Genomic DNA, 21,373 nt, shown 5'->3' with positions numbered 1-21,373 from the left:
GCCGCCGAGGACGCGGCCATCAGGCGAGCCCGAGACCCGGGTCGCTCGCGGCGGCCGTGCGGAGCTCGTCGGGGATGGCGGCGAGGTAGCCCTGCAGGTTGCGGCGGGTCTCGGTGACGCTGTCGCCGCCGAACTTCTCGAGCACGGCGTTCGCGAGCACCAGGGCGACCATCGCCTCCGCGACGACACCGGACGCCGGCACCGCGCAGACGTCGGAGCGCTGGTGGTGAGCGCCGGCTGCCTCGCCGGTGGCGACGTCGACGGTGCGCAGCGCGTGCGGCACGGTCGCGATCGGCTTCATGCCGGCGCGGACCCGCAGCACGGTCCCCGTGCTCATCCCGCCCTCGGTGCCGCCGGCCCGGTCGCTGGACCGGGAGATGCCGGCGGCGGACTGGAAGAGCTCGTCGTGCGCCTCCGAGCCGCGGCGGGTGGTGGTGAGGAAGCCGTCGCCGACCTCGACGCCCTTGATCGCCTGGATCCCCATCAGGGCCGCCGCGAGCTGGGAGTCGAGACGACGGTCCCAGTGCACGTAGGACCCGAGTCCGGGCGGGAGACCGTACGCGAGGACCTCGACCACGCCGCCGAGAGTGTCGCCGTCGTCGTGGGCGCGGTCCACCTCGGCGACCATGAGGGCGCTGGTCGCGGCGTCGTGGCAGCGCAGCGGATCCGCGTCCAGGGCGGCGACGTCGGCCGGGCCGGGCAGCGGCGAGCCCTCGGGCACGCGGACCGGCCCGATGGCGAGGGTGTGGCTGACGAGCGAGACGCCGAGCTCGCCGAGGAAGCGGCGGGCGACGGCGCCGAGGGCGACGCGGGCCGCGGTCTCGCGGGCGGAGGCGCGCTCGAGCACGTTGCGGGACTCGGGGAAGCCGTACTTCTGCATCCCGACGAGGTCGGCGTGGCCCGGGCGGGGCCGTGTGAGCGCGGCGCCGCGGCCCTTGGGCAGGCTCTCGGGGTCACGGGGCTCCGCCGACATGACGTCGACCCAGCGCGGCCACTCCGTGTTGCCGATGCGCAGGGCGATGGGGCTGCCCATCGTCGCTCCGTGCCGGACGCCGGAGGAGATCGTCAGCTCGTCCTGCTCGAAGTTCATCCGGGCTCCGCGGCCGTAGCCGAGCTTCCGGCGCGCCAGATCGGCGCGGATGTCGTCGAGGGAGACGGGGACGCCCGCCGGCAGTCCTTCGAGGACGGCGACGAGTTCGGGACCGTGGGATTCCCCGGCCGTGAGCCAACGGAGCATCCTCCGATTCTGGCACACGAGGTCAGTGCGCCGGACCCGCCGAGACGGCTCGGCGCATCGCCGCGAGCACCTCGTCCTCGCGATCGAGAGGCAGGACCGGGTCGCCGCCGACGAAGATCCGCACCTGCACGAGTGCCTGGTGGAGCAGCATCCCGAGCCCGGAGACGACCGGGGAGCCGCCCTGCTCCCAGCGCCGGGCGAGCGCGCTCGGCCACGGGGAGTACGCCACGTCGAACAGGGTCGAGCCCGCGACCGCCGCGTCGGGCACGTCGAGGCCGTCCGCCGCCCCGCCGGGGAGCGTCGAGATCACCAGTGGCGCTCCGGTGGACCAGTCGGCGAAGGAGCGGACCGAGAGCGGGACGCCGAGCGACTCCGCGAGCGGAGCGAGCTCGACGGCCCTCGACGCCGTCCGCAGGACGAGGTCGACCCGCGCCGCGCCGAGCTCGGCGGCGGCGGCCAGGGCGGAGGCGGCGGTCGCTCCCCCGCCGAGCACCTGGACGCGCTCCGCCGAGACGACGCCCGCCTCGGCGAGGGCGCGCACGATGCCCGCGACGTCGGTGTTGAACCCGCGGAGGCGGGGTGCCGGGCCGGAGCGGTCGACCAGCACGGTGTTGACCGCGCCGGTGACCCGGGCGACCGCGTCCTCCTCCGCCAGCAGCGGTCGCACCGCGTGCTTGAGCGGCATGGTCAGCGACAGTCCGTGCCAGGGCTCACCGGACACGACCTCGGAGAGGGTCGCCTCCGTCGTCTCGACGGCGCGGTAGCTCCAGTCGAGTCCGAGCACCCGGTAGGCGGCCGCGTGCAGCGCGGGCGACTTCGAGTGCGCGATCGGCGCGCCGAGGACCGCGAGGCGGTACCCGGCGGCCGTCACTGGTACTCCGGGTGGTCCCGCATCCAGGCCTGCCACTGGTCGACGGCCGCGTTGTGCTCGGCGTCGGTGGTGGAGTAGACCGTCTCGCCCGTCTCGAGGTTCACCGTGACGAAGTACATCCAGGTGCCGTCCGCGGGGTGCATGACCGCGTCGATCGCCACGTCGCCCGGGTTCGAGATCGGCGCGGGCGGCAGGCCGTCGCGCTGGTAGGTGTTGTAGACGTTGCCGGCGTCGTTCCGCTCGGCGTCCGTGGTCGAGACGCGGTCGGTCGCGCCGGTGCCGTACGCCACGGTCGCGTCCGACTGCAGGCGCCACCCCTGGTCGAGGCGGTTCTGGAACACGCGCGCGACCTTGGGGAAGTCCTCGGCGACGCGGGCCTCGCGCTGCACGAGGGACGCGAACACCACGACGCGGTAGCGGTCGTCCGCCGGCACGCCGGCCTGGTCGAGCGACTGGTACATCCGGTCGACCAGGGTCTTCAGGATGTCGTGCGCCGGCGTCGACGGGTCGATGTCGTAGGTCGCGGGGAACAGGAACCCCTCGAGGCTCGTCGCCCCGGCCGGGAGCCCGAACGAGCCCCAGTCGGCGGCGGCCGCCTCGAGGTCCGTCAGCGCGACCCCGGTGCCGTCCGCGATGAGCGGCAGCGCCTCCTTGAGCGCCGTCCCCTCGGGGATGACGAAGGTGTTCGCGAGGCGCGTCGACTCGGAGTCGAGCAGCGCCGACAGTGCGGCCTTGGCGCTCATCTCGGCCTTGAGCGAGTACGCGCCGGGCTGGAAGACGGGCTCCGGGCTCTGAGCGAGGAGCAGGTCGTAGAAGGGGTCGTACGACTTGATGACCCCGTCCGAGACGAGGTTGTTGGCGATGTCGCTGCCGCCGTCGCCCTGGTGGATCGTGAACAGCACCTCGCTCGAGCCGGTGCCGGTGAAGTCGGTCGGCTCGGGCTCGGCGAACAGGCCGCGCACGGGCTCGAGGAAGATCGTCACGGCGATGGCGACGAGCGCGGCGAAGACGCCGAAGGCCAGAAGCCCGCCGATGAGCCCGCGGCGGCTGCGGCGCTTCTTCGCGCCGCCCGTCGCGGGAGCCGCGCGGCGCCGCTTCGGGCGCGCGTCCGGGTCGAACGCGGCCGCGTCGTCGCGGCCGCGGGGCTCGGGCACGTCGGGCCCGGTGAAGAGGCGGCCCAGCGGATCGTGCGCCTCAGTCGGCGCGGGCTGCTGCTCCGGAGTCGGGTCGGGCGGAGTCGGCTGCGCCTGCTCGGCGGCGCGGGCGTCGCGGCGGCTCGGGGGGACGTCGGTCACGGGGAGGTCCTTCGTTCGGTTCGAGCAGGACTCCGGCCGGGGTGCCGGCCGAGCGCTCGGAATCGATGGCGTGCTGCAGGATCACCACGGCGGCGACCTGGTCGATCACGGCTCGGGAGCCGCGGGTGGTGCGTCCGGAGCGGTGCAGGGCGCTCTGAGCGGTGACCGTCGACAGCCGCTCGTCGACGAGCCGCACCGGAGCGGTGGGCACCGCCTCGGCGAGCAGTCGAGCGAATCCGCGCGCGTCCTCCGTCGAGGCCGTCTCGGCCCCCGACAGCGACAACGGCAGTCCGACGATGATCGCCTGGGCATCGTACTCGGCGGCGAGGTGAGCGATCCGGGAGACGTCCGAGGATCCGCCGTCAGTGCCCGCCCGCGCGACCGTCTCGACGGGCACCGCGAGCAGGCCGTCGGCGTCGCAGCGGGCGACCCCGATGCGGGCACGGCCCACATCGATGCCGAGCCGGACGCCGAACCGGCTCATTCAGCTGGTCGCTTCCTGCACCACGGCCTCGAGCGCCGCGCCGATGGCGGAGACGTCGGAGCCGCCGCCCTGGGCGAGGTCGTCCTTGCCGCCTCCGCCGCCACCGAGGATCCCGGCGGCGCGCCTGGCGAGCGCACCCGCGCGGCGGCCCTGGTCGCGGGCGGCCTGGTTGGTGGCGACGATCACCGCGGGCTTGCCCGAGACGTCGGCGGCGAGCGCGACGACGGCCGGCTCCTGGCCGAGCCGCTCGCGGACGGAGGTCACGAGGGAGCGCAGCTCGTCGGTCGATCCGGCGGAGCCGATGCTCTCGGCGACGACGGTCGTGCCGCCCACAGTGCGGCGGGTCGCGGCGAGGGCGGGCACCCGGTCGGCGAGGGCCTTGGCCTCGAACGCGGCGATCCGCTTCTCAGCGGCCTTGAGGCTCGCGACGAGCTCGCCGATCCGCTCGGGGAGCTGCTCGCGCGGGGTCTTCAGCGAGGACGAGATCGTGCTGACGAGGGCGCGCTCGGCGGCGAGCTCCTGGAAGGCCTCGCGGCCCACGAGCGACTCGACGCGGCGGTTGGTCGATCCGACCGAGGACTCGCTGACCAGGCTGATCACGCCGACCTCGGACGACCGCCCGACGTGGGTGCCCGCGCAGAGCTCGCGCGACCAGGGCCCGCCGATGTCGACCACGCGGACGACGTCGCCGTACTTCTCGCCGAAGAGGGCCATCGCGCCGAGCGCCTTCGCCTCGTCGATCGGGAGCTCGCGCGTGACGACCTCGAGGTTGTCACGGATCGCCGTGTTGGCGATCTCCTCGATCTCGCTGCGGGTCTCGAGCGAGAGGGCCTGGTTCCACGAGAAGTCCAGGCGCAGGTAGCCCGCCTTGTTGTAGGAGCCGGACTGGTGCGCCTGCGGACCGAGCACCTGGCGCAGCGCGGCGTGGATGAGGTGCGTGCCCGAGTGCGCCTGCGTGGCGCCCCGGCGCCAGTCGCGGTCGACGACGGAGGTGGCGGCGTCGCCCACTCCGACCTCGCCGCTGGCGACCTGGACCTTGTGGCTGATGAGCCCCTTGACGGGCTTCTGCACGTCGAGGACCTCGAGATCGAAGCCGGAGCCGACGATGCGGCCGGCGTCGGCCTCCTGGCCGCCCGACTCCGCGTAGAGGCTGGTCGCCTCGAGGATCACCTCGGCGATGTCGCCCGCGACCGCCTTCGTGACGGAGTGCCCGCCGACGATGAGGCCGAGGATGCGCGTCTCGGTGTCGAGCACGTCGTAGCCGGTGAACAGCGTCTCGCCGTGGGCGCGGAAGTCGGCGTAGACCGAGAGATCGGCCAGCGCCGACTTCTTCGACTTCGCGTCGGCCTTCGCACGCGTGCGCTGCGCGGTCATGAGGGAATCGAACGCCTCGCGGTCGACCGTCAGACCCGACTCCTCGGCGATCTCGAGGGTGAGGTCGATCGGGAACCCGAAGGTGTCGTGCAGGAGGAACGCGGTGTCGCCCGGCAGCGTCGGCGACTCGGCCTTCTTCGTCTTCAGGACCGCGAGGTCGAGGATCTCGGTGCCGGCCGCGAGGGTGCGCAGGAACGCCTCCTCCTCGCCGTAGGCGCTGGTCGAGAGGCGCTCGAACTCCGTGGACACCTCGGGGTAGGCCGACGCCATCGCGTCGCGCGAGGCGGCGAAGAGCTCGGGGAACGTCGCGGTGTCCACTCCGAGCAGGCGCATGGCGCGCACCGTGCGGCGCATCAGGCGGCGGAGGATGTAGCCGCGCCCCTCGTTGGACGGCGTCACGCCGTCCGACAGCAGCATCAGCGAGGAGCGCACGTGGTCGGCGATGACGCGCATGCGGACGTCGTCCTCGTGGACGGCTCCGTAGCGGCGGCCCGAGAGCTCGGCGGCGCGATCGAGGACCGGACGGACCTGGTCGATCTCGTACATGTTCTCGACGCCCTGCTTGAGGAAGGCGACGCGCTCGAGGCCCATGCCGGTGTCGATGTTCTTGCGCGGCAGCTCGCCGAGGATGTCGAAGTCGACCTTGCTCGTGCCCTCGCCGCGGAGGTACTGCATGAAGACGAGGTTCCAGATCTCGACGTAGCGGTCGTCGTCCGTCGCCGGGCCGCCGTCGATCCCGTAGGCGGGTCCACGGTCGAAGAAGATCTCGGAGCAGGGGCCCGCGGGGCCGGGCTGGCCGGTCGACCAGTAGTTGGTGTCCTTGTCCAGGCGCTGGATGCGCTCGTCCGGCAGTCCCGCGATCGTCTTCCAGAGCGCGATCGCCTCGTCGTCGTCCTTGTAGACGGTGACCCAGAGGTCCTTCTCGTCGAAGCCCAGTCCCCCGTCGCTCTCGGCGCGCGTGAGCAGCTCCCAGGCGTAGCCGATCGCCCCCTCCTTGAAGTAGTCGCCGAAGGAGAAGTTGCCGTTCATCTGGAAGAAGGTGCCGTGACGAGGCGTCTTGCCGACCTCCTCGATGTCGTTGGTGCGGATGCACTTCTGCACGCTGGTGGCACGCGGGTAGGGCGCGGGGACCACTCCGGTGAGGTAGGGCACGAACGGCACCATGCCGGCGACGGTGAAGAGGAGGCTCGGGTCCTCGCTCACGAGGGAGGCGGAGGGGACCACGGTGTGGCCGCGGCTCCCGAAGAAGTCGAGCCAGCGGTTGCGGATGTCTGCGGTCTGCATGGGTTCCGTTACGGTTCGGTCGGTGACGACGCGGATGTCGGGCGGCGGGGCGTCAGCCCTCGCCGATGGCGGCCTTCAGTTCGGCCTCGCGCTGGTGGTAGCCCTCGGAGACGGCCTCGCCGAGCTCCTTCGCGGTGCGGTTGATGTCGGCGAAGAGCCGGGCGCCCGCCTCGGTGCGCGAGACCTGGTGGGCGACCGCGAATCCGAGGCCGATCCCGATGACGATCAGGAGGATGTTCTTCACGGGGTGTCCTTCCACAGCGGCGGGGCGGGCGCGACGGCGCGACGACCCGTTCGATTCTAGGGCGCGGGCGCGGCGCTACTTCGAGCGCGGGCGCTTCGTGCGCTTCGCGGCGGAGCGGCCGACCGCGGCTCCGGCCTTGTCGGCCGTCCGTCCGGCGACGAGCACGGCGCGGACTCCGGCGGTGAAGCCGGCGAGCTTGATGAGCGGACCGCCGACGGTCGCGGCCGTGAGAGCGACGAGCGCGTTGACGTTGCCGGTGACCTCGGCGACGTCCTTGGTGATCGTGTCCACCCGCGCGAGCTGGTGGTTGGCCTCGCGGAGGGTGGAGGCCGACTCGTCGAGGATCGGCGTCAGGCCGTCGCTGGCCTGCTTGATGGCCTCGCTCGTGCTGTCGAAGACGCGCCCGAGCTTCCAGAGCGGGACGGCGGTGATCGCCACCAGGATCGCGAACACCCCCGCGGCGATGAGCCCTGCGATGTCTCCACCGGTCACGGTGACCTCCGTTCGATGCCGCCCAGCGCGGCACTCCAGCCTACCGACGGCCCGCGAGAGGGTCGGACGCGGGGACGGGCGCTCGGCTCGGGCGCGACGGCCGGATCGGGCGCAGCGCGGGACTCTCGGAGCGCGGCGGGCACTCCGGATCGCGACCCCGGGAACGGGAAAGGCCCCGGTGCGCACACCGGGGCCTTTCTCTGCGGGGCTGGACTCAGCGGGCCGCGTAGTACTCGACGACGAGCTGCACTTCGCAGGTCACGGGGACCTCGGCGCGCTTCGGGCGGCGCAGGAGCGTCGCCTGCAGCTTGTCGATCTCGACCTCGAGGTAGCCCGGGGTCTTGGGGAGGACGTCGACGTGTCCACCGGCGGCGGCGACCTGGAAGGGCTCGGTGCCCTCGGAGCGGGTCTTGACGTGGATGACCTGGCCCGGCTTCACGCGGAAGGAGGGGCGGTCGACCGTCTTGCCGTCCACCATGATGTGGCGGTGGGTGACGAACTGGCGGGCCTGCGCGGTGGTACGGGCGAAGCCCGAGCGCAGGACGAGGGCGTCGAGGCGCATCTCGAGGAGCTCGACCAGGTTCTCACCGGTCAGGCCCTGGGTGCGGCGCGCCTCCTGGAAGGCGATGCGGAGCTGCTTCTCGCGGATGCCGTACTGGGCGCGCAGACGCTGCTTCTCACGCAGGCGGACCGCGTAGTCGGAGTCGGCCTTGCGCTTCGAGCGGCCGTGCTCGCCGGGAGCGTAGGGACGCTTCTCGAGGTAGCGGGCGGCCTTCGGGGTCAGGGGGATGCCGAGGGCGCGCGAGAGGCGCGTCTTCGAGCGGGTACGGGACGTGGTCGACACAGTGGTCCTTCCAAGGTCTGAGAGGTTCGGTCGCAGCTCTCGACCGCCGGCTCCGAGAGGAGGGCGGACGCCGCGGTCGTGTCCTCCGCGGGTGCGGGGGAAGGGTGACCGCAGTGGCGGGCTGCGCGATTCAGAGGGATGCGCTGCTCCGCTCGGCTACAGAGCGGTGGGCAACCTCGCAAGACTATCAGGCCACGGCCTCCCGTGCGGGTCGCGCGAGTTCGCGGTCTGCGCGGTCAGCCCCGGTCGCCGCGGATGATGCGCAGGAGCTTCGCCAGTCGTGCGGAGACGTCGCGCTCGTTGCCGTGCTCGGTGGGCCGGTAGTACCGCGCGCCCTGGAGCGGGTCCGGGAGGTACTGCTGCTCGAGGACGCCGAGGTCGGCGTCGTGCGGGTACCGGTAGCCCTTCCCGTGGCCGAGCTTCTTGGCGCCGGGGTAGTGCGCGTCGCGCAGGTGCGCCGGCACCCGGCCCGCGCGGCCAGCGCGCACGTCCGCGATGGCCGCGTCGATGGCGGAGTAGGACGCGTTCGACTTCGGGGCGGTCGCCAGGTGCACGACCGCCTGGGCGAGCGGGATGCGCCCCTCCGGCATGCCGATGAACTGCACGGCGTCGGCCGCGGCGATCGCGACGACGAGCGCCTGCGGGTCGGCCATGCCGATGTCCTCGGACGCGGAGACGATGATGCGGCGGGCGATGAACCGCGGATCCTCCCCCGCCTCGATCATCCGGGCCAGGTAGTGCAGCGCCGCGTCGACGTCCGAGCCCCGGATGGACTTGATGAAGGCGCTGATGACGTCGTAGTGCTCGTCGCCGTTGCGGTCGTAGCGCAGCAGGGCTCGGTCGACGGCGCGCGCGACGACCTCGGTCGTGATCACGGGGAGCGCGGGCTCCTCGGCGGCGGCCTCGACGGGAGCGCCCTCGTCGTCCTCGTCCTCCTCGTCCGGGTCCTCCGCGGCGGCGGCGCGGGCGGCCCGGTCGGCCTCGCGGGCCTCCGAGCGGGCGGAGGTGGCGGCGGCCTCGAGCGCGGTCAGCGCCCGCCGGGCGTCTCCGGAGGCGAGCCGCACGATGCTCGCCCGGGCCTCCTCCTCCAGCGTCACCGAGTCGCGCAGACCCCGCTCGTCGTGCAGGGCGCGGTCGACCAGGACGCCCAGGTCGTCGTCGCTGAGCGGCTCGAGGGTCAGCAGGAGCGAGCGCGAGAGCAGCGGCGCGATCACCGAGAACGAGGGGTTCTCGGTCGTGGCCGCGATGAGGATGACCCACCCGTTCTCGACCCCGGGCAGCAGTGCGTCCTGCTGCGCCTTGGTGAAGCGGTGGATCTCGTCGAGGAAGAGCACGGTGGACGTGCCGTAGAGGTCGCGGGTGGAGAGCGCCTCCTCCATCACCTGCCGCACGTCCTTCACGCCCGCCGTGACGGCGGAGAGCTCGACGAAGCGGCGGCCGCTGGAGTGGGCCACCGCCTGCGCGAGCGTGGTCTTGCCCGTGCCGGGAGGGCCCCAGAGGATCACGGACACCGCTCCCCGCTCCCCCGTCGTGTCGGCGGCGAGGGCGACCAGGGGCGAGCCGGGCGTCAGGAGGTGGCGCTGGCCGGCGACCTCCTCGAGGCTGCGCGGCCGCATCCGCACGGCGAGCGGAGTCGCCCCGGAGCGGAGTCCGGCCTGCTGCATGGTCATGCCCCCAGCGTAACGACGGCCTCCGACAGAGCCCCGGCCCGACTGCCCGGCGCGACGGAGCGGCGTTTGTCGCGCCTCCGGCGGTTCTCGTAGGCTCGACGCGGCCTGCGTGCGCGGGCCGCCGCGCCGAAGCCGCGCGGACGAGGACGTCGGAGGAACACGTGGCCCAGGGCAAGTCGAACGACCGCGAGGCGCGCACCCGGCTCCGGGCCTACCAGGCCCGTCAGAGCCTCCACCGCTCGAGGCAGAAGCGGCGCGTGCGCGACAACGTGATCGCGGCGATCGCCGCCGTCGTCGTGATCGGGCTCGCGGTCGTCGCCCAGATCCTCTACTTCTCCGGCGGCCCCGGCACCCCGGTCGCCGAGCCGACCTCCTCCTCCTCCGCGACCCCGACGCCCGAGGCGACGGGGGCGAACACCGGCGACGTCCCCTCCTCCGACATCGCCGAGGGCCGCGACTGGACGGGCACGCTCACGATCGGCGAGGACCCGCTGGGCATCACGCTCGCCGGCGCCGCTGCCCCGCAGGCGGTGTCCTCCTTCATCTCGCTGACGCAGTCCGGCTTCTACGACGGCGTCTCCTGCCACCGCCTCACCACGGAGGGCCTCTACGTCCTCCAGTGCGGCGACCCGGACGGCGACGGCACCGGCGGCCCCGGCTACAGCTACGGTCCCGTCGAGAACGCGCCCGAGGACGGCGTCTACCCGGCCGGGACCATCGCGATGGCCCGCCAGGGCGGCAACGGCTACAGCCAGGGAAGCCAGTTCTTCGTCGTCTACCAGGACACGACCCTGCCCGCCGACGCGGCCGGCGGGTACACCGTGCTCGGGCAGGTCACCTCGGGACTCGACGCCCTCGTCAGCGACGTCGTGTCGAAGGGCACGGCCGACGGATCGGGTGACGGCGCCCCCGCCGAGCCCGTGACCATCACCTCCGTCTCCGTCCAGTAGCCGCACCCGCGGCGTCGTCACGGTCCGCCCGCGCGGGGAGTGCAATAGGCTTGTCGTCACTGCCCGTTCGCGGCCGAGCGCGGTCTTCGGCCCTCCGGCCGTCGAGCCCCACCGGCCGACGACGCGACGGGCACCGAGAAGCACGACATCGAACAGCAAGGTGAGGCTCCGAGCGATGAGTGACCAGCAGCCGTGGGGACGGGTCGGCGACGACGGGACGGTCTACGTCCGCGTCGGCGACGGGGAGCGAGAGGTCGGCCAGTACCCCGATGCGACTCCCGAGGAGGCGCTCGCCTACTACGAGCGCAAGTACACGGAGCTCGCCGGGCAGGTCTCCCTGCTCGAGCAGCGCGCCAAGCGGGGCGCGCCCGCCGGAGACGTCGCCCGCACGGTGCAGTCGCTGTCCGCGGCCATCGCGCAGGCGAACGCCGTCGGCGACCTCGAGTCGCTGCAGACCCGGGTCGACGCGCTGAGCGGCTCCGTCGAGGATCTGACCGAGCAGCAGGCGGCCGAGTCGAAGGCCGCGCTGTCCGAGGCCCTCGCCCACCGCGAGGCCATCGTCGCCGAGGCCGAGGCCCTGGCGGCGGTCGACCCGGCGAAGACGCAGTGGAAGCAGGCCAGCGCCGCGATCGACGACCTCTTCGCCCGCTGGCAGAACCACCAGCAGCAGGGCCCGCGCCTTCCCAAGAACGACGCGAACGAGCTGTGGCGCCGGTTCCGCGGAGCGCGCACCACGATCGAGCAGAACCGCAAGGCGTTCTTCGCCGACCTCGACTCCGCGCACCGCGAGGCCAAGCAGGCCAAGCAGGCGCTCATCGACCAGGCCGAGGCGCTGGTGCCGCAGGGCGCCGATGCCATCCCGGACTACCGCGCGCTCCTGGAGCGCTGGCGGGTCGCAGGCCGCGCAGGCAAGCGGTTCGACGACGCGCTCTGGGCGCGCTTCAAGGCCGCCGGCGACGCGATCTACGGCGCCAAGGCCGAGATCGTCGCGCAGGAGAGCGTCGAGTACACCGAGAACCTCGACCTCAAGCTCGCCCTCCTCGAGGAGGCGGAGCCGCTCCTGCAGGAGCAGGACCGCGAGAAGGCCAAGCGGGTGCTGCTCTCGATCCAGGAGCGCTGGGACGCCGTCGGCCGCGTGCCGCGCGAGCAGGTGCGCACCGTCGAGGACCGCCTCCGCAAGGTCGAGGCGCACGTCCGCAAGCTCGACGAGGAGCACTGGAACCGCAGCAACCCGGAGCGCAAGGCCCGCTCCGAGGGTCTCGCCTCGCAGCTGACCGCCGCGATCCAGAAGCTCCAGGACGAGCTCGACGAGGCGAAGGCGCGCGGCGACCGCGACGCGATCGCCCAGGCTCAGGAGGCGCTCGACGCCCGCAAGGTCTGGCTCGACGCGATCGGCTAGACCCGCGCCGGCGGATCCCTCCACAGATCCGCTCGCGACGCTCCGGAGGGGAGGCGCATCGGCCAGCATGGCCGGATGCGCCTCCCCTCCGTGCTCCTCCCCGGGCACCTCCCTCTCGCGGAGCTGTGCGCCGCCCGCCTCGACGGCGAGCTGGTCGCGCTCGACGAGGGCTTCCTCGTCGCGGACCTGCCCCTGGGGGCGTCCGAGCGGGCCGCCTCCCTGCGCTCGTTGCTCCCCCGCGGCGCCGTCGCCGATCGTCTCTCCGCCGCATGGGTGCACGGGGCGACGCACGGCCCGCCGCCGGTGCACAGCGCCTCGATCGACCGGCGGAAGCGCCGACAGGCGCCGTCGAACCCCCGCCTGCGGTGCCACGAGGTCCTGCTCGACGAGGACGACGTCGTCCTCCTCGGCGGCGCGCCGGTCACGTCGCCTGCTCGCACGCTGATCGACCTCGCCCGGACGGAGGACGCGGGCCGGATCCTCCGGGCGCTCTCTCGGAGCACCCGGACCGGCCTCGACGCCGTCCTCGCGAGGCTGGAGGAGGGCAGCGCCGTCGCCGGACGGAGGATCGTCGGACGACGGCTGCGGGCGGCGCTCGGCGAGGCGCCGCCCGGGGATCAGCCCCCGTTCACCCGGTAGACGTCGTAGACGGCGTCGATCCGGCGCACGGCGTTCAGCACGCGGTCCAGGTGGGTGGTGTCGCCCATCTCGAAGACGAACCGGCTGATCGCCAGCCGGTCGCTCGAGGTCGAGACCGTTGCCGAGAGGATGTTGACGTGGTGCTCCGAGAGCACGCGCGTCACGTCGCTCAGCAGGCCCGAGCGGTCCAGCGCCTCGACCTGGATCTGCACGAGGAAGATGCTCTTGGAGGACGGCGCCCACTCGACGTCGACGATCCGCTCCGGTTCCTTCAGCAGCTCCTGCACGTTGTGGCAGTTCGCCTGGTGCACGGAGACGCCGGCTCCCCGCGTCACGAATCCGACGATCTGATCGCCCGGAACCGGAGTGCAGCACTTCGCGAGCTTCACGAGGATGTCCGGCGCGCCCTTCACGAGGACGCCCGATTCGCTGCTCCGGCTCCGCGGCCGGGGCGAGCGCGGGAGGGTGACCTCGTTCTCGTCCGACTCCGGATCGCCCTGGATGGAGGAGACGACCTTCTCGAGCACCGACTGGGTCGAGACGTGGCCCTCGCCGACGGCCGCGTAGAGCGCCTCGACGTCGTTGTAGCGCAGCTGGCTGGCCACCTCGGTGAAGGTGTCCTGGCTCATCAGCTTCTGCAGCGGCAGGTTCTGCTTCCGCATCGCCCGGGCGATGGAGTCCTTGCCCTGCTCGATCGCCTCGTCGCGCCGCTCCTTGGTGAACCACTGCCGGATCTTGTTGCGGGCCCGGGGGCTCTGCACGAAGTGGAGCCAGTCCTGGCTCGGTCCCGAGTCGGGGTTCTTCGAGGTGAAGACCTCGACCACGTCGCCCGTCGTCAGAGCCGACTCCAGCGGCACGAGGCGCCCGTTGACCTTGGCGCCCATCGTCCGGTGCCCGACCTCGGTGTGCACCGCGTAGGCGAAGTCGACCGGGGTCGCACCGGTCGGCAGGCCGATCACGCGTCCCTTCGGGGTGAAGACGTAGACCTCCTTGGCGCCGATCTCGAAGCGGAGGGAGTCGAGGAACTCGTTCGGGTCGGTGGTCTCCGACTGCCAGTCCGAGAGGTGCGCGAGCCAGGCGAGGTCGGTGTCGTTCGATCCGGAGGTGGGCACCTTGCCGGTGGCCATCTGCTCCTTGTACTTCCAGTGCGCCGCGATGCCGAACTCCGCGTGCTGGTGCATCTCGTTGGTGCGGATCTGGATCTCGACCGCACGCCCCTTCGGCCCGACGACCGTCGTGTGCAGCGACTGGTAGAGGTTGAACTTCGGAGTGGCGATGTAGTCCTTGAACCGGCCCGGCATCGGCGTCCAGCGGGCGTGGATCGAGCCGAGCACGGCGTAGCAGTCGCGCACCGAGTTCACGAGGACGCGGATGCCGACCAGGTCGTAGATCTCGTCGAACTCGCGACCGCGGACGACCATCTTCTGGTAGATCGAGTAGTACTGCTTCGGCCGGCCGACGACGCGACCACGGATCCGCCCGGCCCGCAGGTCCTCGCTGATCAGGTCGATGACGTTCTGCACGAACTCCTCGCGCTGCGGCGTCCGCCGCTTCACCAGGCTCTCGATCTCGTTGTAGATCTTGGGGTAGAGCACCGCGAAGGACAGGTCCTCGAGCTCCCACTTGATGGCCTGGATGCCGAGGCGGTGCGCCAGCGGCGCGTAGATCTCGAGGGTCTCGGTGGCCTTGCGGGCGGCGGATTCGGCGGGGACGAAGCCCCAGGTCCGCGCGTTGTGAAGGCGGTCGGCGAGCTTGATGATCAGGACGCGGATGTCCTTCGACATCGCCACGATCATCTTGCGGACGGTCTCGGCCTGCGCGCTGTCGCCGTACTTGACCTTGTCGAGCTTGGTGACGCCGTCGACGAGCATCGCGACCTCGTCGCCGAAGTCCGCGCGGAGCTCGTCGAGCTGGTAGTCGGTGTCCTCGACGGTGTCGTGCAGCAGCGCGGCGGCGATCGTCTTTGAGCCGATGCCGAGGTCGGCGAGGATCTGCGCGACGGCCAGCGGATGCGTGATGTAGGGCTCGCCGCTGCGGCGCTTCTGGTTCGCGTGCGCCCGCTCCGCGACCGAGTACGCGCGCTCGATGAGCGCGATGTCGCTCTTGGGGTGGTGCATCCGGACGGTGCGGACGAGGGTGTCGACAGCACCGGAGGGCTGCGCGCGCGAGAAGATCCGCGGGACCAGTCTGCGCAGGGCAGCGGTCGAGGACGTCGTCGTCGTTTCCGTCACGCGAGGATCTCCATCGCCCCATTATCGCCCGTGCGGACGGTGCCGATGACCGTTCCGCCCGGGGCGGACGGCGCCGGCGTCAGCCGATGCGTCCCGGGCGCCCCTCGCCGTCGACCACGTCGCCGCCCGCCGCGGCCCAGGCGGTCATGCCGGCGTCGACGTTGGCGACCTCGTAGCCGGCGCCGTCGAGGGCCTGCGTCACCATCGCGGAGCGGACTCCGGAGTGGCAGACCACCAGGATCGCCGTGTCGGCCGGGAGCTCGTCCTGCCGGGCGCCGATCTCCCCCATCGGGATGTGGTGGGCGGCCGGAGCATGCCCCGCAGCCCACTCGTGCGGCTCCCGGACATCGAGCAGCCAGACCTCGTCGCGCGCGACGAGTCCGACGGCGTCTGCCGCGGTGACCTGTGCGTAGTCGGCCACAGCTCAGCCCTGCACGGCCGGCGCGGCCGGCGCGGTCGCCTTCGCCCGGGCCGACTCCACGCGCTTGTCGTGCTTGGAGATCTCGGGCTCCCGGCTGCGCAGCTGGGCGTACAGCGGCGCCGCGACGAAGATCGTCGAGTACGTGCCGACGATGATGCCGATCAGCAGGGCGAGGGAGATGTCGCGGAGAGTGCCCGCGCCGAGGACGAACGCGCCGATCACGAGGATCGCGGCCACCGGGAGGGCGGCGACGATCGAGGTGTTGATGGAGCGCACGAGAGTCTGGTTCTCGGCCAGGTTCACCGTCTCGGAGAAGGTGCGGGTCGTGCTGCCGAGCGCCTCCACGGTGTTCTCGCGGATCTTGTCGAAGACCACGACCGTGTCGTAGAGCGAGTAGCCGAGGATCGTCAGCAGTCCGATCACCGCCGCCGGCGACACCTCGGTGCCGGTGATGCCGTAGACGCCCGCCACGATCACGAGGTCGTGCAGGAGCGCGACGATCGCCGCGAGCGACATCTTCCAGGTGCGGAAGTACGCCCACATGGCCAGGGCCGCGAGGACCACGAAGATCACCAGGCCGCGCAGGGCCTGCTGGGTCACGTCGTTGCCCCACGCCGCTCCGATGAAGGAGGAGGCGACCTGGTCGGTGGGCACGTCGTACGCCTCCGACAGGGCGTTCCGCACCGCGGTCGACTCGTCGGTCGAGAGCTGGCCGGTCTGTACGCGGATGGAGTCGTCGCCGACGATGGACACGCGCGGCACGGTCTCCGGAGCGACCGAGGTCACCGCGTCCGTCGCCGTCGCCTGCTCGAGGCTCGACGGCGAGGACACCGTGAACTGCGAGCCGCCGGTGAACTCGATGCCGAAGTTGAAGCCGCCGCGGGCGACCGTCCCGAGCAGCGTGATCAGGATCAGGGCGAGCGAGACGAGGTACCACGTGCGGCGCCGGCCGACGAAGTCGATCGATCGCGCACCGGTGTAGAGGTCGTTTCCGAACTGCGAGAAGCTGGCCATCACGCGTCCTTCCCGTTCGAGTCGTTGGAGTCGCGCAGGCCGGCCGCCTCGGCGGCCTTCCGCTCGGCGATGGTCTGGCGCTTGGCCGCCTCGCGGGACGCGGAGGCGCGCTTGCCGGCGACCACCTGGTCCTGCGGACGGAAGGCGGCACGGCCGCGGTAGACGGCCCCGAGCGCCCGGGGATCCAGGCCCGAGGCCTTGTGCCCCTCGGCGAAGAACGGTCTCGTGGCCATCAGCTGCAGGATCGGGTGGGTGAACAGCGCCACCACGATCAGGTCGATGATCGTCGTGATCCCGAGGGTGAGCGCGAAGCCGCGGACACTGCCGACGGCGAGGAGGAAGAGGACCACCGCGGCGAGCAGGTTCACCATGTCGGACGCGAAGATCGTGCGCAGCGCGCGCCGCCAGCCGGACTCGACGGCGGACTCGAGGCCGCGTCCGTCGCGCAGTTCGTCGCGGATGCGCTCGAAGTACACGATGAACGAGTCGGCCGTGATGCCGATCGCGACGATGAGACCCGCGACTCCTGCGAGCGAGAGGCGCAGTCCCTCCCGCCAGGACAGCAGCGTGACGACGAGGTAGGTGACGATCGCCGCGACGAGCAGCGAGGCGATCGTGACGGCTCCGAGCACGCGGTACTGCGCGATGGAGTAGACGATGACGAGGATCAGGCCGATGAGGCCGGCGAGCAGGCCGCTGGCGAGCTGGGCGGAGCCGAGCGTCGCCGAGATGCTGTCCGAGCTCTGGACCTGGAAGCCGATCGGCAGCGCGCCGTACTTGAGCTGGTCGGCGAGCGTCTTCGACGACTCCTGGGTGAAGGAGCCCGAGATCTGCGCGTTGCCGTCGGTGATGGCGGCGTTCGTCGACGGGGCCGAGATGACCCGGCCGTCGAGGACGATCGCGAACTGGTTCTGCGCACCCTGCAGCGCCACGAGGCGCGAGGTCACGTCGCCGAAGGCCTGCGTGCCCTGGTCGTCGAACGAGAGGTTGACGGCCCAGGTGCCGGTGCTGGCGCCGGAGGAAGTCGTCATCAGGCCGTTCGAGGCGTCCGAGATGTCCTCGCCGGTGATCTCCACCGGGCCGAGGACGTACTTCACCGTCCCGCTGTCGTCGCAGGTGATGAGCGGCTGGTCGGCCGGGGCGAGGTTCGGGTCCTGGCCGTTGAGGTACGCGCAGTCGAACGAGGTGTACTGGGCCTCGAGCGCCGGCGTGAGGTAGGCGAGGTCGCTCGCGTTCGTCGGCGAGGCGGTCGGCTCCGTCGAGAGCGACGGGTCGACGGGTGTCGGCGTGGGCGAGGACGTCGCGTCGCCGCCGACCGAGCTGTTGGTGGCCTGGCTCGCGACGAGGACCGGGCGGAAGTCGAGCTTCGCCGAGGCCTCGATGCGCTGGAGCGTCTCGTCGTCGGGCGTGCCCGGGATCGAGACGACGATGTTGCTCGAGCCCTGGGTCGTGATCTCGGCCTCGGAGACGCCGGACGCGTCGATGCGCTGGCGGATGATCGAGACGGCCTGCGTCAGCTGCTCCGACGAGACGGTGTCGCCGTCGTTCAGCTGCGGCTGCAGGACGATCTGCGTGCCGCCCTCGAGGTCGAGGGCGAGCTTCGGCGTCCAGGAGCCGCCGCCCCAGAGGACGGCCGCCGTGTTGAGTCCGACGAGAGCGAGGATCAGGACACCGAGCCAGCTCAGGGAGCGGCGGGCCTTCCGGACGGGGGTTGATGCGGCCACCCAGGGCTCAGCTTTCTCTTCGGTCGACGGTGATCGGCCCGGGGTCGCCCGGGCGTGGAGAAGGGCGGGCGGGCGCCGATGCGCCCGGCCCGACCAGGAGACTACTGCGCGTCGGGGCGGCGGTCGCGCTCGACCGGGTCCACCAGCGGGTCGCGGTGCGCGGAGTCGCGCTCGCCGAACTCGGGCGAGCCGGTCGCGGTCAGCGGGTCGGCCTCGTCCTCGGTGTCGACGGCGACGGCGTTCTCGCTCGGGTCGATGAGGCGGGCGATCGCCTGACGGTGGATGGTCAGCAGCGTGCCGGGGGTCGACTCGATGACGATCTTGTTCGCCTCGTCGTCGATCGACACGACGGTGCCGAAGAGGCCGGAGCCGGTCATGAGCTCCACCCCCGGCTGGAGGTTGTTCTTCATGCTCTCCGCGTCGCGCTGGCGCTTCTTGTTGTTGCGGAACATGAAGATGATCATCACGGCGAGCAGCAGGACGAGCAGGATGATCGTCGGATCCATGGGTGGGCCTTCCGGAGTGGATGGGCGATCCGCCGCGCGGCCTCAGGTCGAGGCGGAGCGGATCGAGCGGCCCGTCGGGCCTAGAGAATCATAGATCATCGGGGAACAGGGGCGGCTGAGCCGCCGTCCCCCGGGGGTCGATGCCGAAGTGGCGGTAGGCGGCGGGGGTCGCCACGCGGCCGCGCGGCGTCCGGGTCAGCAATCCGATCCGCACGAGGAACGGCTCGACGACGGCCTCGACCGTCTCCGCCTCCTCCCCCACCGACACGGCGAGGGTGTTCAGGCCGACCGGCCCGCCGTCGAAGCGGGTCAGCACGATCTCCATCACCGCGCGGTCGAGCCGGTCGAGTCCGAGCGCGTCGACGTCGTAGAGCTCCAGCGCCGCGCGGACGGCGGTCACGTCGGCCCGTCCGCCGTGGACCAGGGCGAAGTCCCGCACCCGCCGGAGCAGGCGGTTGGCGATGCGCGGGGTGCCTCGGCAGCGGCCGGCGATCTCGGCGATCGCGTCCGCGTCGATGTCGAGCTCGAGCAGCCGTGCCGCCCGGGCGAGCACCTGCCGCAGCTCGTCCTCCGCGTAGAACTCGAGGTGCGCGGTGAAGCCGAAGCGGTCGCGGAGCGGATTGGGCAGCAGGCCGGAGCGGGTCGTGGCGCCGACGAGCGTGAACGGGGCGAGATCCAGCGGGACGGACGTCGCTCCCGCCCCCTTGCCGACCATGATGTCGATCCGGAAGTCCTCCATCGCGAGGTAGAGCATCTCCTCCGCGGAGCGCGCCATGCGGTGGATCTCGTCGATGAAGAGGATCTCGCCGGGCAGCAGCGAGGAGAGGACGGCGGCGAGGTCGCCCGCGTGCTGGATCGCGGGGCCGCTGGAGAGCCGCAGGGGCGAGGAGCTCTCCTCCGCCACGATCATCGCGAGGGTCGTCTTGCCGAGACCGGGCGGGCCCGCCAGGAGGATGTGGTCCGGGGTCCGGCCCTGCATGGCCGCGGCCTTGAGCAGCAGCTCGAGCTGGCCGCGCACCTTGCGCTGGCCGACGAACTCGCTGAGGTTCCTGGGCCGCAGAGCGCCCTCGAAGGCGACCTCGGCCTCCGATGCGACCTCGGCGCCCAGCACCTCGTCGCTCACGAGCGGGCCGCCGGACCGAGGCGGGCGAGGGCGAGCCGGAGCAGCGCCTGCACGTTCGCGGCGTCGGAGGCCTGCGCGTCGAGCAGGATCTCGTCGACCACATCGGCCGCGGTGCGCTCGGGCCAGCCCAGGCCGACGAGCGCCGCGAGCACGTTCTGCGCGGCGGTGGCGGCGGGACCGGAGCCGCGGGCGGCGCGCGGACGGACGGTCACCTTGCCGGCGAGCGACAGGATGATCAGCTTGGCCGTCTTCGGGCCGATGCCGCTGACCTTCCGGAACACCCCGTCGTCCTCGTCGGCGACCGCCTGCGCGATCCGGTCCGGCTCGACCGCGCCGAGCACGCCGAGGGCGGACTTCGGGCCGACGCCGGTCACGCCGATCAGCAGCTCGAAGATCTCGAGCTGCTCCTCGTCGGGGAAGCCGTAGAGGGTGAGCGAGTCCTCGCGGACGACGAGCACGGTGCTGACCGTGGTCTCGTCGCCGACGCGCATCTCGAGCGCGTGCTGCGGGGTCACGTTCACCGCGTAGCCGACGCCGTGGACGTCGAGGACGGCGAGGCTCCCGCGGGCGGAGAGGACGGTGCCGCGGAGGGAGGAGATCACCGCGTCAGTCTAGATGCTCGAACAGGCGTTCGACTCGCGGCCTCGGCGGCGCGCCACGCCCGCTGCGCTGCTGTGCCGCCCGCCGCTCCGTCGGCACCGGCTCCCGCCGACCCGGAGGACGGCGTGAGAGGCGCCCGCCAGGCGTGGCAGACGGCCAGGGCGAGGGCGTCGGCCGCGTCGGCCGGCCGCGGCGGGGCGTCGAGCCGGAGGACGCGCTGGATCATCGCGGTGACCTGGCGCTTGTCCGCGGCTCCGTAGCCGGTGACGGCGGCCTTCACCTCGCTCGGCGTGTGCATCCCGACTGGGAGCCCGCGCCGGGCCGCCGCGACGAGGGCGACGCCGCTGATCTGCGCGATGCCCATCACGGTGCTGACGTTGTTCTGCGCGAAGACCCGCTCGATCGCGACGGCGTCGGGGCGGTGCTCGTCGAGCAGCGCCTCGAGCCCGTCGCCCAGGGCCAGCAGGCGGCGCTCCAGCGCGTCGTCGGCCGGTGTCCGGAGGACCGTCACGTGCACGAGGGTCGCGTGGCGGTCGCGCGAGACGTCGACGATGCCGACGCCGCAGCGGGTGAGCCCGGGGTCGATCCCGAGGACGCGCATCAGGCCGCCCTCCGGGATCGGGCCGGGCTCACCGCGTCACTCCTCGTTCTCGAGCTCGGCGCGCACCTCTGCCGTGATGTCGAGGTTGGTGTAGACGTTCTGCACGTCGTCCGAGTCCTCGAGCGCGTCGATCAGGCGGAAGACCTTGCGAGCTGTCTCGGCGTCGGCCTCGACCTGGAGGGAGGCGACGAACTCGATGTCGGCGGAGTCGTAGTCGATGCCCGCCTCCTGCAGGGCCGAGCGGGCCGGGACGAGCTCGCTCGGCTCGACGCGGACCTCGAAGCTCTCGCCGTGGTCGAGCACGTCGTCGACACCGAAGTCGAGGACCGCGCCGAGCACGTCGTCCTCGGTGACGCTCTCTCCGTGGGGC

20 protein-coding genes and 1 pseudogene are annotated in these 21,373 nt (G+C 72.2%); 3 read left to right on the top strand and 18 right to left on the bottom strand.

Features of this window, described 5'->3' with window-relative positions:
• Positions 1–19 precede the first annotated feature (19 nt).
• From aroC to C5C99_RS15070, 9 genes and pseudogenes are all read right to left on the bottom strand, one after another.
• Positions 20–1,237, bottom strand: a complete 1,218-nt coding sequence (gene aroC / locus C5C99_RS15110) for a chorismate synthase (protein WP_104246778.1) — start codon at positions 1,235–1,237, stop codon at positions 20–22.
• Between the two features lie 22 nt (positions 1,238–1,259).
• On the bottom strand, positions 1,260–2,108 hold the full coding sequence (locus C5C99_RS15105; protein WP_258059240.1) for a shikimate dehydrogenase: 849 nt from the start codon (positions 2,106–2,108) through the stop codon (positions 1,260–1,262).
• Complete coding sequence (gene mltG / locus C5C99_RS15100) at positions 2,105–3,403, bottom strand: endolytic transglycosylase MltG (protein WP_181027103.1); 1,299 nt, start codon at positions 3,401–3,403, stop codon at positions 2,105–2,107. Before mltG ends, C5C99_RS15105 begins: the two co-directional genes overlap by 4 nt.
• Positions 3,404–3,413: 10 nt before the next feature.
• Positions 3,414–3,887, bottom strand: a pseudogene (ruvX, locus tag C5C99_RS15095) (Holliday junction resolvase RuvX); the annotation flags it as partial.
• Entirely contained in the window at positions 3,888–6,545 is a 2,658-nt protein-coding gene (gene alaS / locus C5C99_RS15090) for an alanine--tRNA ligase (protein ID WP_104336151.1), read from the bottom strand.
• A 52-nt stretch (positions 6,546–6,597) separates the two neighbouring features.
• Complete coding sequence (locus C5C99_RS15085; protein WP_104225329.1) at positions 6,598–6,789, bottom strand: hypothetical protein; 192 nt, start codon at positions 6,787–6,789, stop codon at positions 6,598–6,600.
• A 75-nt stretch (positions 6,790–6,864) separates the two neighbouring features.
• Positions 6,865–7,281, bottom strand: coding sequence for a DUF948 domain-containing protein (locus C5C99_RS15080; protein ID WP_104224759.1), 417 nt, complete (start codon positions 7,279–7,281; stop codon positions 6,865–6,867).
• 214 nt (positions 7,282–7,495) lie between these two features.
• Positions 7,496–8,125, bottom strand: a complete 630-nt coding sequence (rpsD, locus tag C5C99_RS15075) for a 30S ribosomal protein S4 (RefSeq protein WP_068210518.1) — start codon at positions 8,123–8,125, stop codon at positions 7,496–7,498.
• A 236-nt stretch (positions 8,126–8,361) separates the two neighbouring features.
• Positions 8,362–9,795: a replication-associated recombination protein A gene (locus tag C5C99_RS15070; RefSeq protein WP_104246774.1), complete on the bottom strand. Its 1,434-nt coding sequence runs from the start codon at positions 9,793–9,795 to the stop codon at positions 8,362–8,364.
• 161 nt (positions 9,796–9,956) lie between these two features.
• Between C5C99_RS15070 and C5C99_RS15065 the strand changes: the two genes are divergently transcribed.
• The 3 genes from C5C99_RS15065 to C5C99_RS15055 all read left to right on the top strand — a co-directional run bounded on the left by C5C99_RS15065 (position 9,957) and on the right by C5C99_RS15055 (position 12,783).
• On the top strand, positions 9,957–10,745 hold the full coding sequence (locus C5C99_RS15065) for a peptidylprolyl isomerase (protein WP_104233313.1): 789 nt from the start codon (positions 9,957–9,959) through the stop codon (positions 10,743–10,745).
• Positions 10,746–10,920: 175 nt separating this feature from the next.
• Positions 10,921–12,144, top strand: coding sequence for a DUF349 domain-containing protein (locus tag C5C99_RS15060; protein WP_104233314.1), 1,224 nt, complete (start codon positions 10,921–10,923; stop codon positions 12,142–12,144).
• 75 nt (positions 12,145–12,219) lie between these two features.
• A complete protein-coding gene (locus C5C99_RS15055; RefSeq protein ID WP_104340327.1) occupies positions 12,220–12,783 on the top strand; it encodes a type IV toxin-antitoxin system AbiEi family antitoxin in 564 nt (187 codons plus the stop codon).
• Here the strand turns inward: C5C99_RS15055 and C5C99_RS15050 are convergent.
• The 9 genes from C5C99_RS15050 to C5C99_RS15010 form a co-directional block, all read right to left on the bottom strand.
• A complete protein-coding gene (locus C5C99_RS15050) occupies positions 12,762–15,014 on the bottom strand; it encodes a bifunctional (p)ppGpp synthetase/guanosine-3',5'-bis(diphosphate) 3'-pyrophosphohydrolase (RefSeq protein ID WP_104224764.1) in 2,253 nt (750 codons plus the stop codon). The genes C5C99_RS15055 and C5C99_RS15050 overlap by 22 nt on opposite strands.
• A gap of 79 nt (positions 15,015–15,093) precedes the next feature.
• On the bottom strand, positions 15,094–15,435 hold the full coding sequence (locus C5C99_RS15045; RefSeq protein WP_104327529.1) for a rhodanese-like domain-containing protein: 342 nt from the start codon (positions 15,433–15,435) through the stop codon (positions 15,094–15,096).
• Positions 15,436–15,438: 3 nt separating this feature from the next.
• Positions 15,439–16,449 carry a protein translocase subunit SecF gene (gene secF, locus C5C99_RS15040; protein WP_104233316.1) on the bottom strand — a complete coding sequence of 337 codons (1,011 nt, stop codon included), beginning with the start codon at positions 16,447–16,449 and terminating at the stop codon, positions 15,439–15,441.
• A complete protein-coding gene (gene secD, locus C5C99_RS15035; protein WP_104318974.1) occupies positions 16,449–18,173 on the bottom strand; it encodes a protein translocase subunit SecD in 1,725 nt (574 codons plus the stop codon). Before secD ends, secF begins: the two co-directional genes overlap by 1 nt.
• 101 nt (positions 18,174–18,274) lie before the next feature.
• A complete protein-coding gene (gene yajC / locus C5C99_RS15030; protein ID WP_104224768.1) occupies positions 18,275–18,679 on the bottom strand; it encodes a preprotein translocase subunit YajC in 405 nt (134 codons plus the stop codon).
• Between the two features lie 88 nt (positions 18,680–18,767).
• Positions 18,768–19,802, bottom strand: coding sequence for a Holliday junction branch migration DNA helicase RuvB (gene ruvB / locus C5C99_RS15025; RefSeq protein WP_104224769.1), 1,035 nt, complete (start codon positions 19,800–19,802; stop codon positions 18,768–18,770).
• The gene (gene ruvA, locus C5C99_RS15020; RefSeq protein ID WP_104225337.1) at positions 19,799–20,404 is read right to left on the bottom strand and encodes a Holliday junction branch migration protein RuvA; all 606 of its coding nucleotides are present in this window, start codon (positions 20,402–20,404) and stop codon (positions 19,799–19,801) included. Before ruvA ends, ruvB begins: the two co-directional genes overlap by 4 nt.
• Positions 20,401–21,003 carry a crossover junction endodeoxyribonuclease RuvC gene (ruvC, locus tag C5C99_RS15015; RefSeq protein WP_104340326.1) on the bottom strand — a complete coding sequence of 201 codons (603 nt, stop codon included), beginning with the start codon at positions 21,001–21,003 and terminating at the stop codon, positions 20,401–20,403. Before ruvC ends, ruvA begins: the two co-directional genes overlap by 4 nt.
• 36 nt (positions 21,004–21,039) lie before the next feature.
• Positions 21,040–21,373 (bottom strand): YebC/PmpR family DNA-binding transcriptional regulator (locus C5C99_RS15010; protein WP_181074623.1); only part of this gene is annotated, 334 nt, incomplete at its 5' end.

The sequence above is a fragment of the Rathayibacter sp. AY1C4 genome (assembly GCF_002932195.1).
GTDB lineage: Bacteria > Actinomycetota > Actinomycetes > Actinomycetales > Microbacteriaceae > Rathayibacter.
The sequence above is the reverse complement of the archived record's forward strand: the minus strand, read 5'-3'. Positions and strand labels throughout refer to the sequence as shown.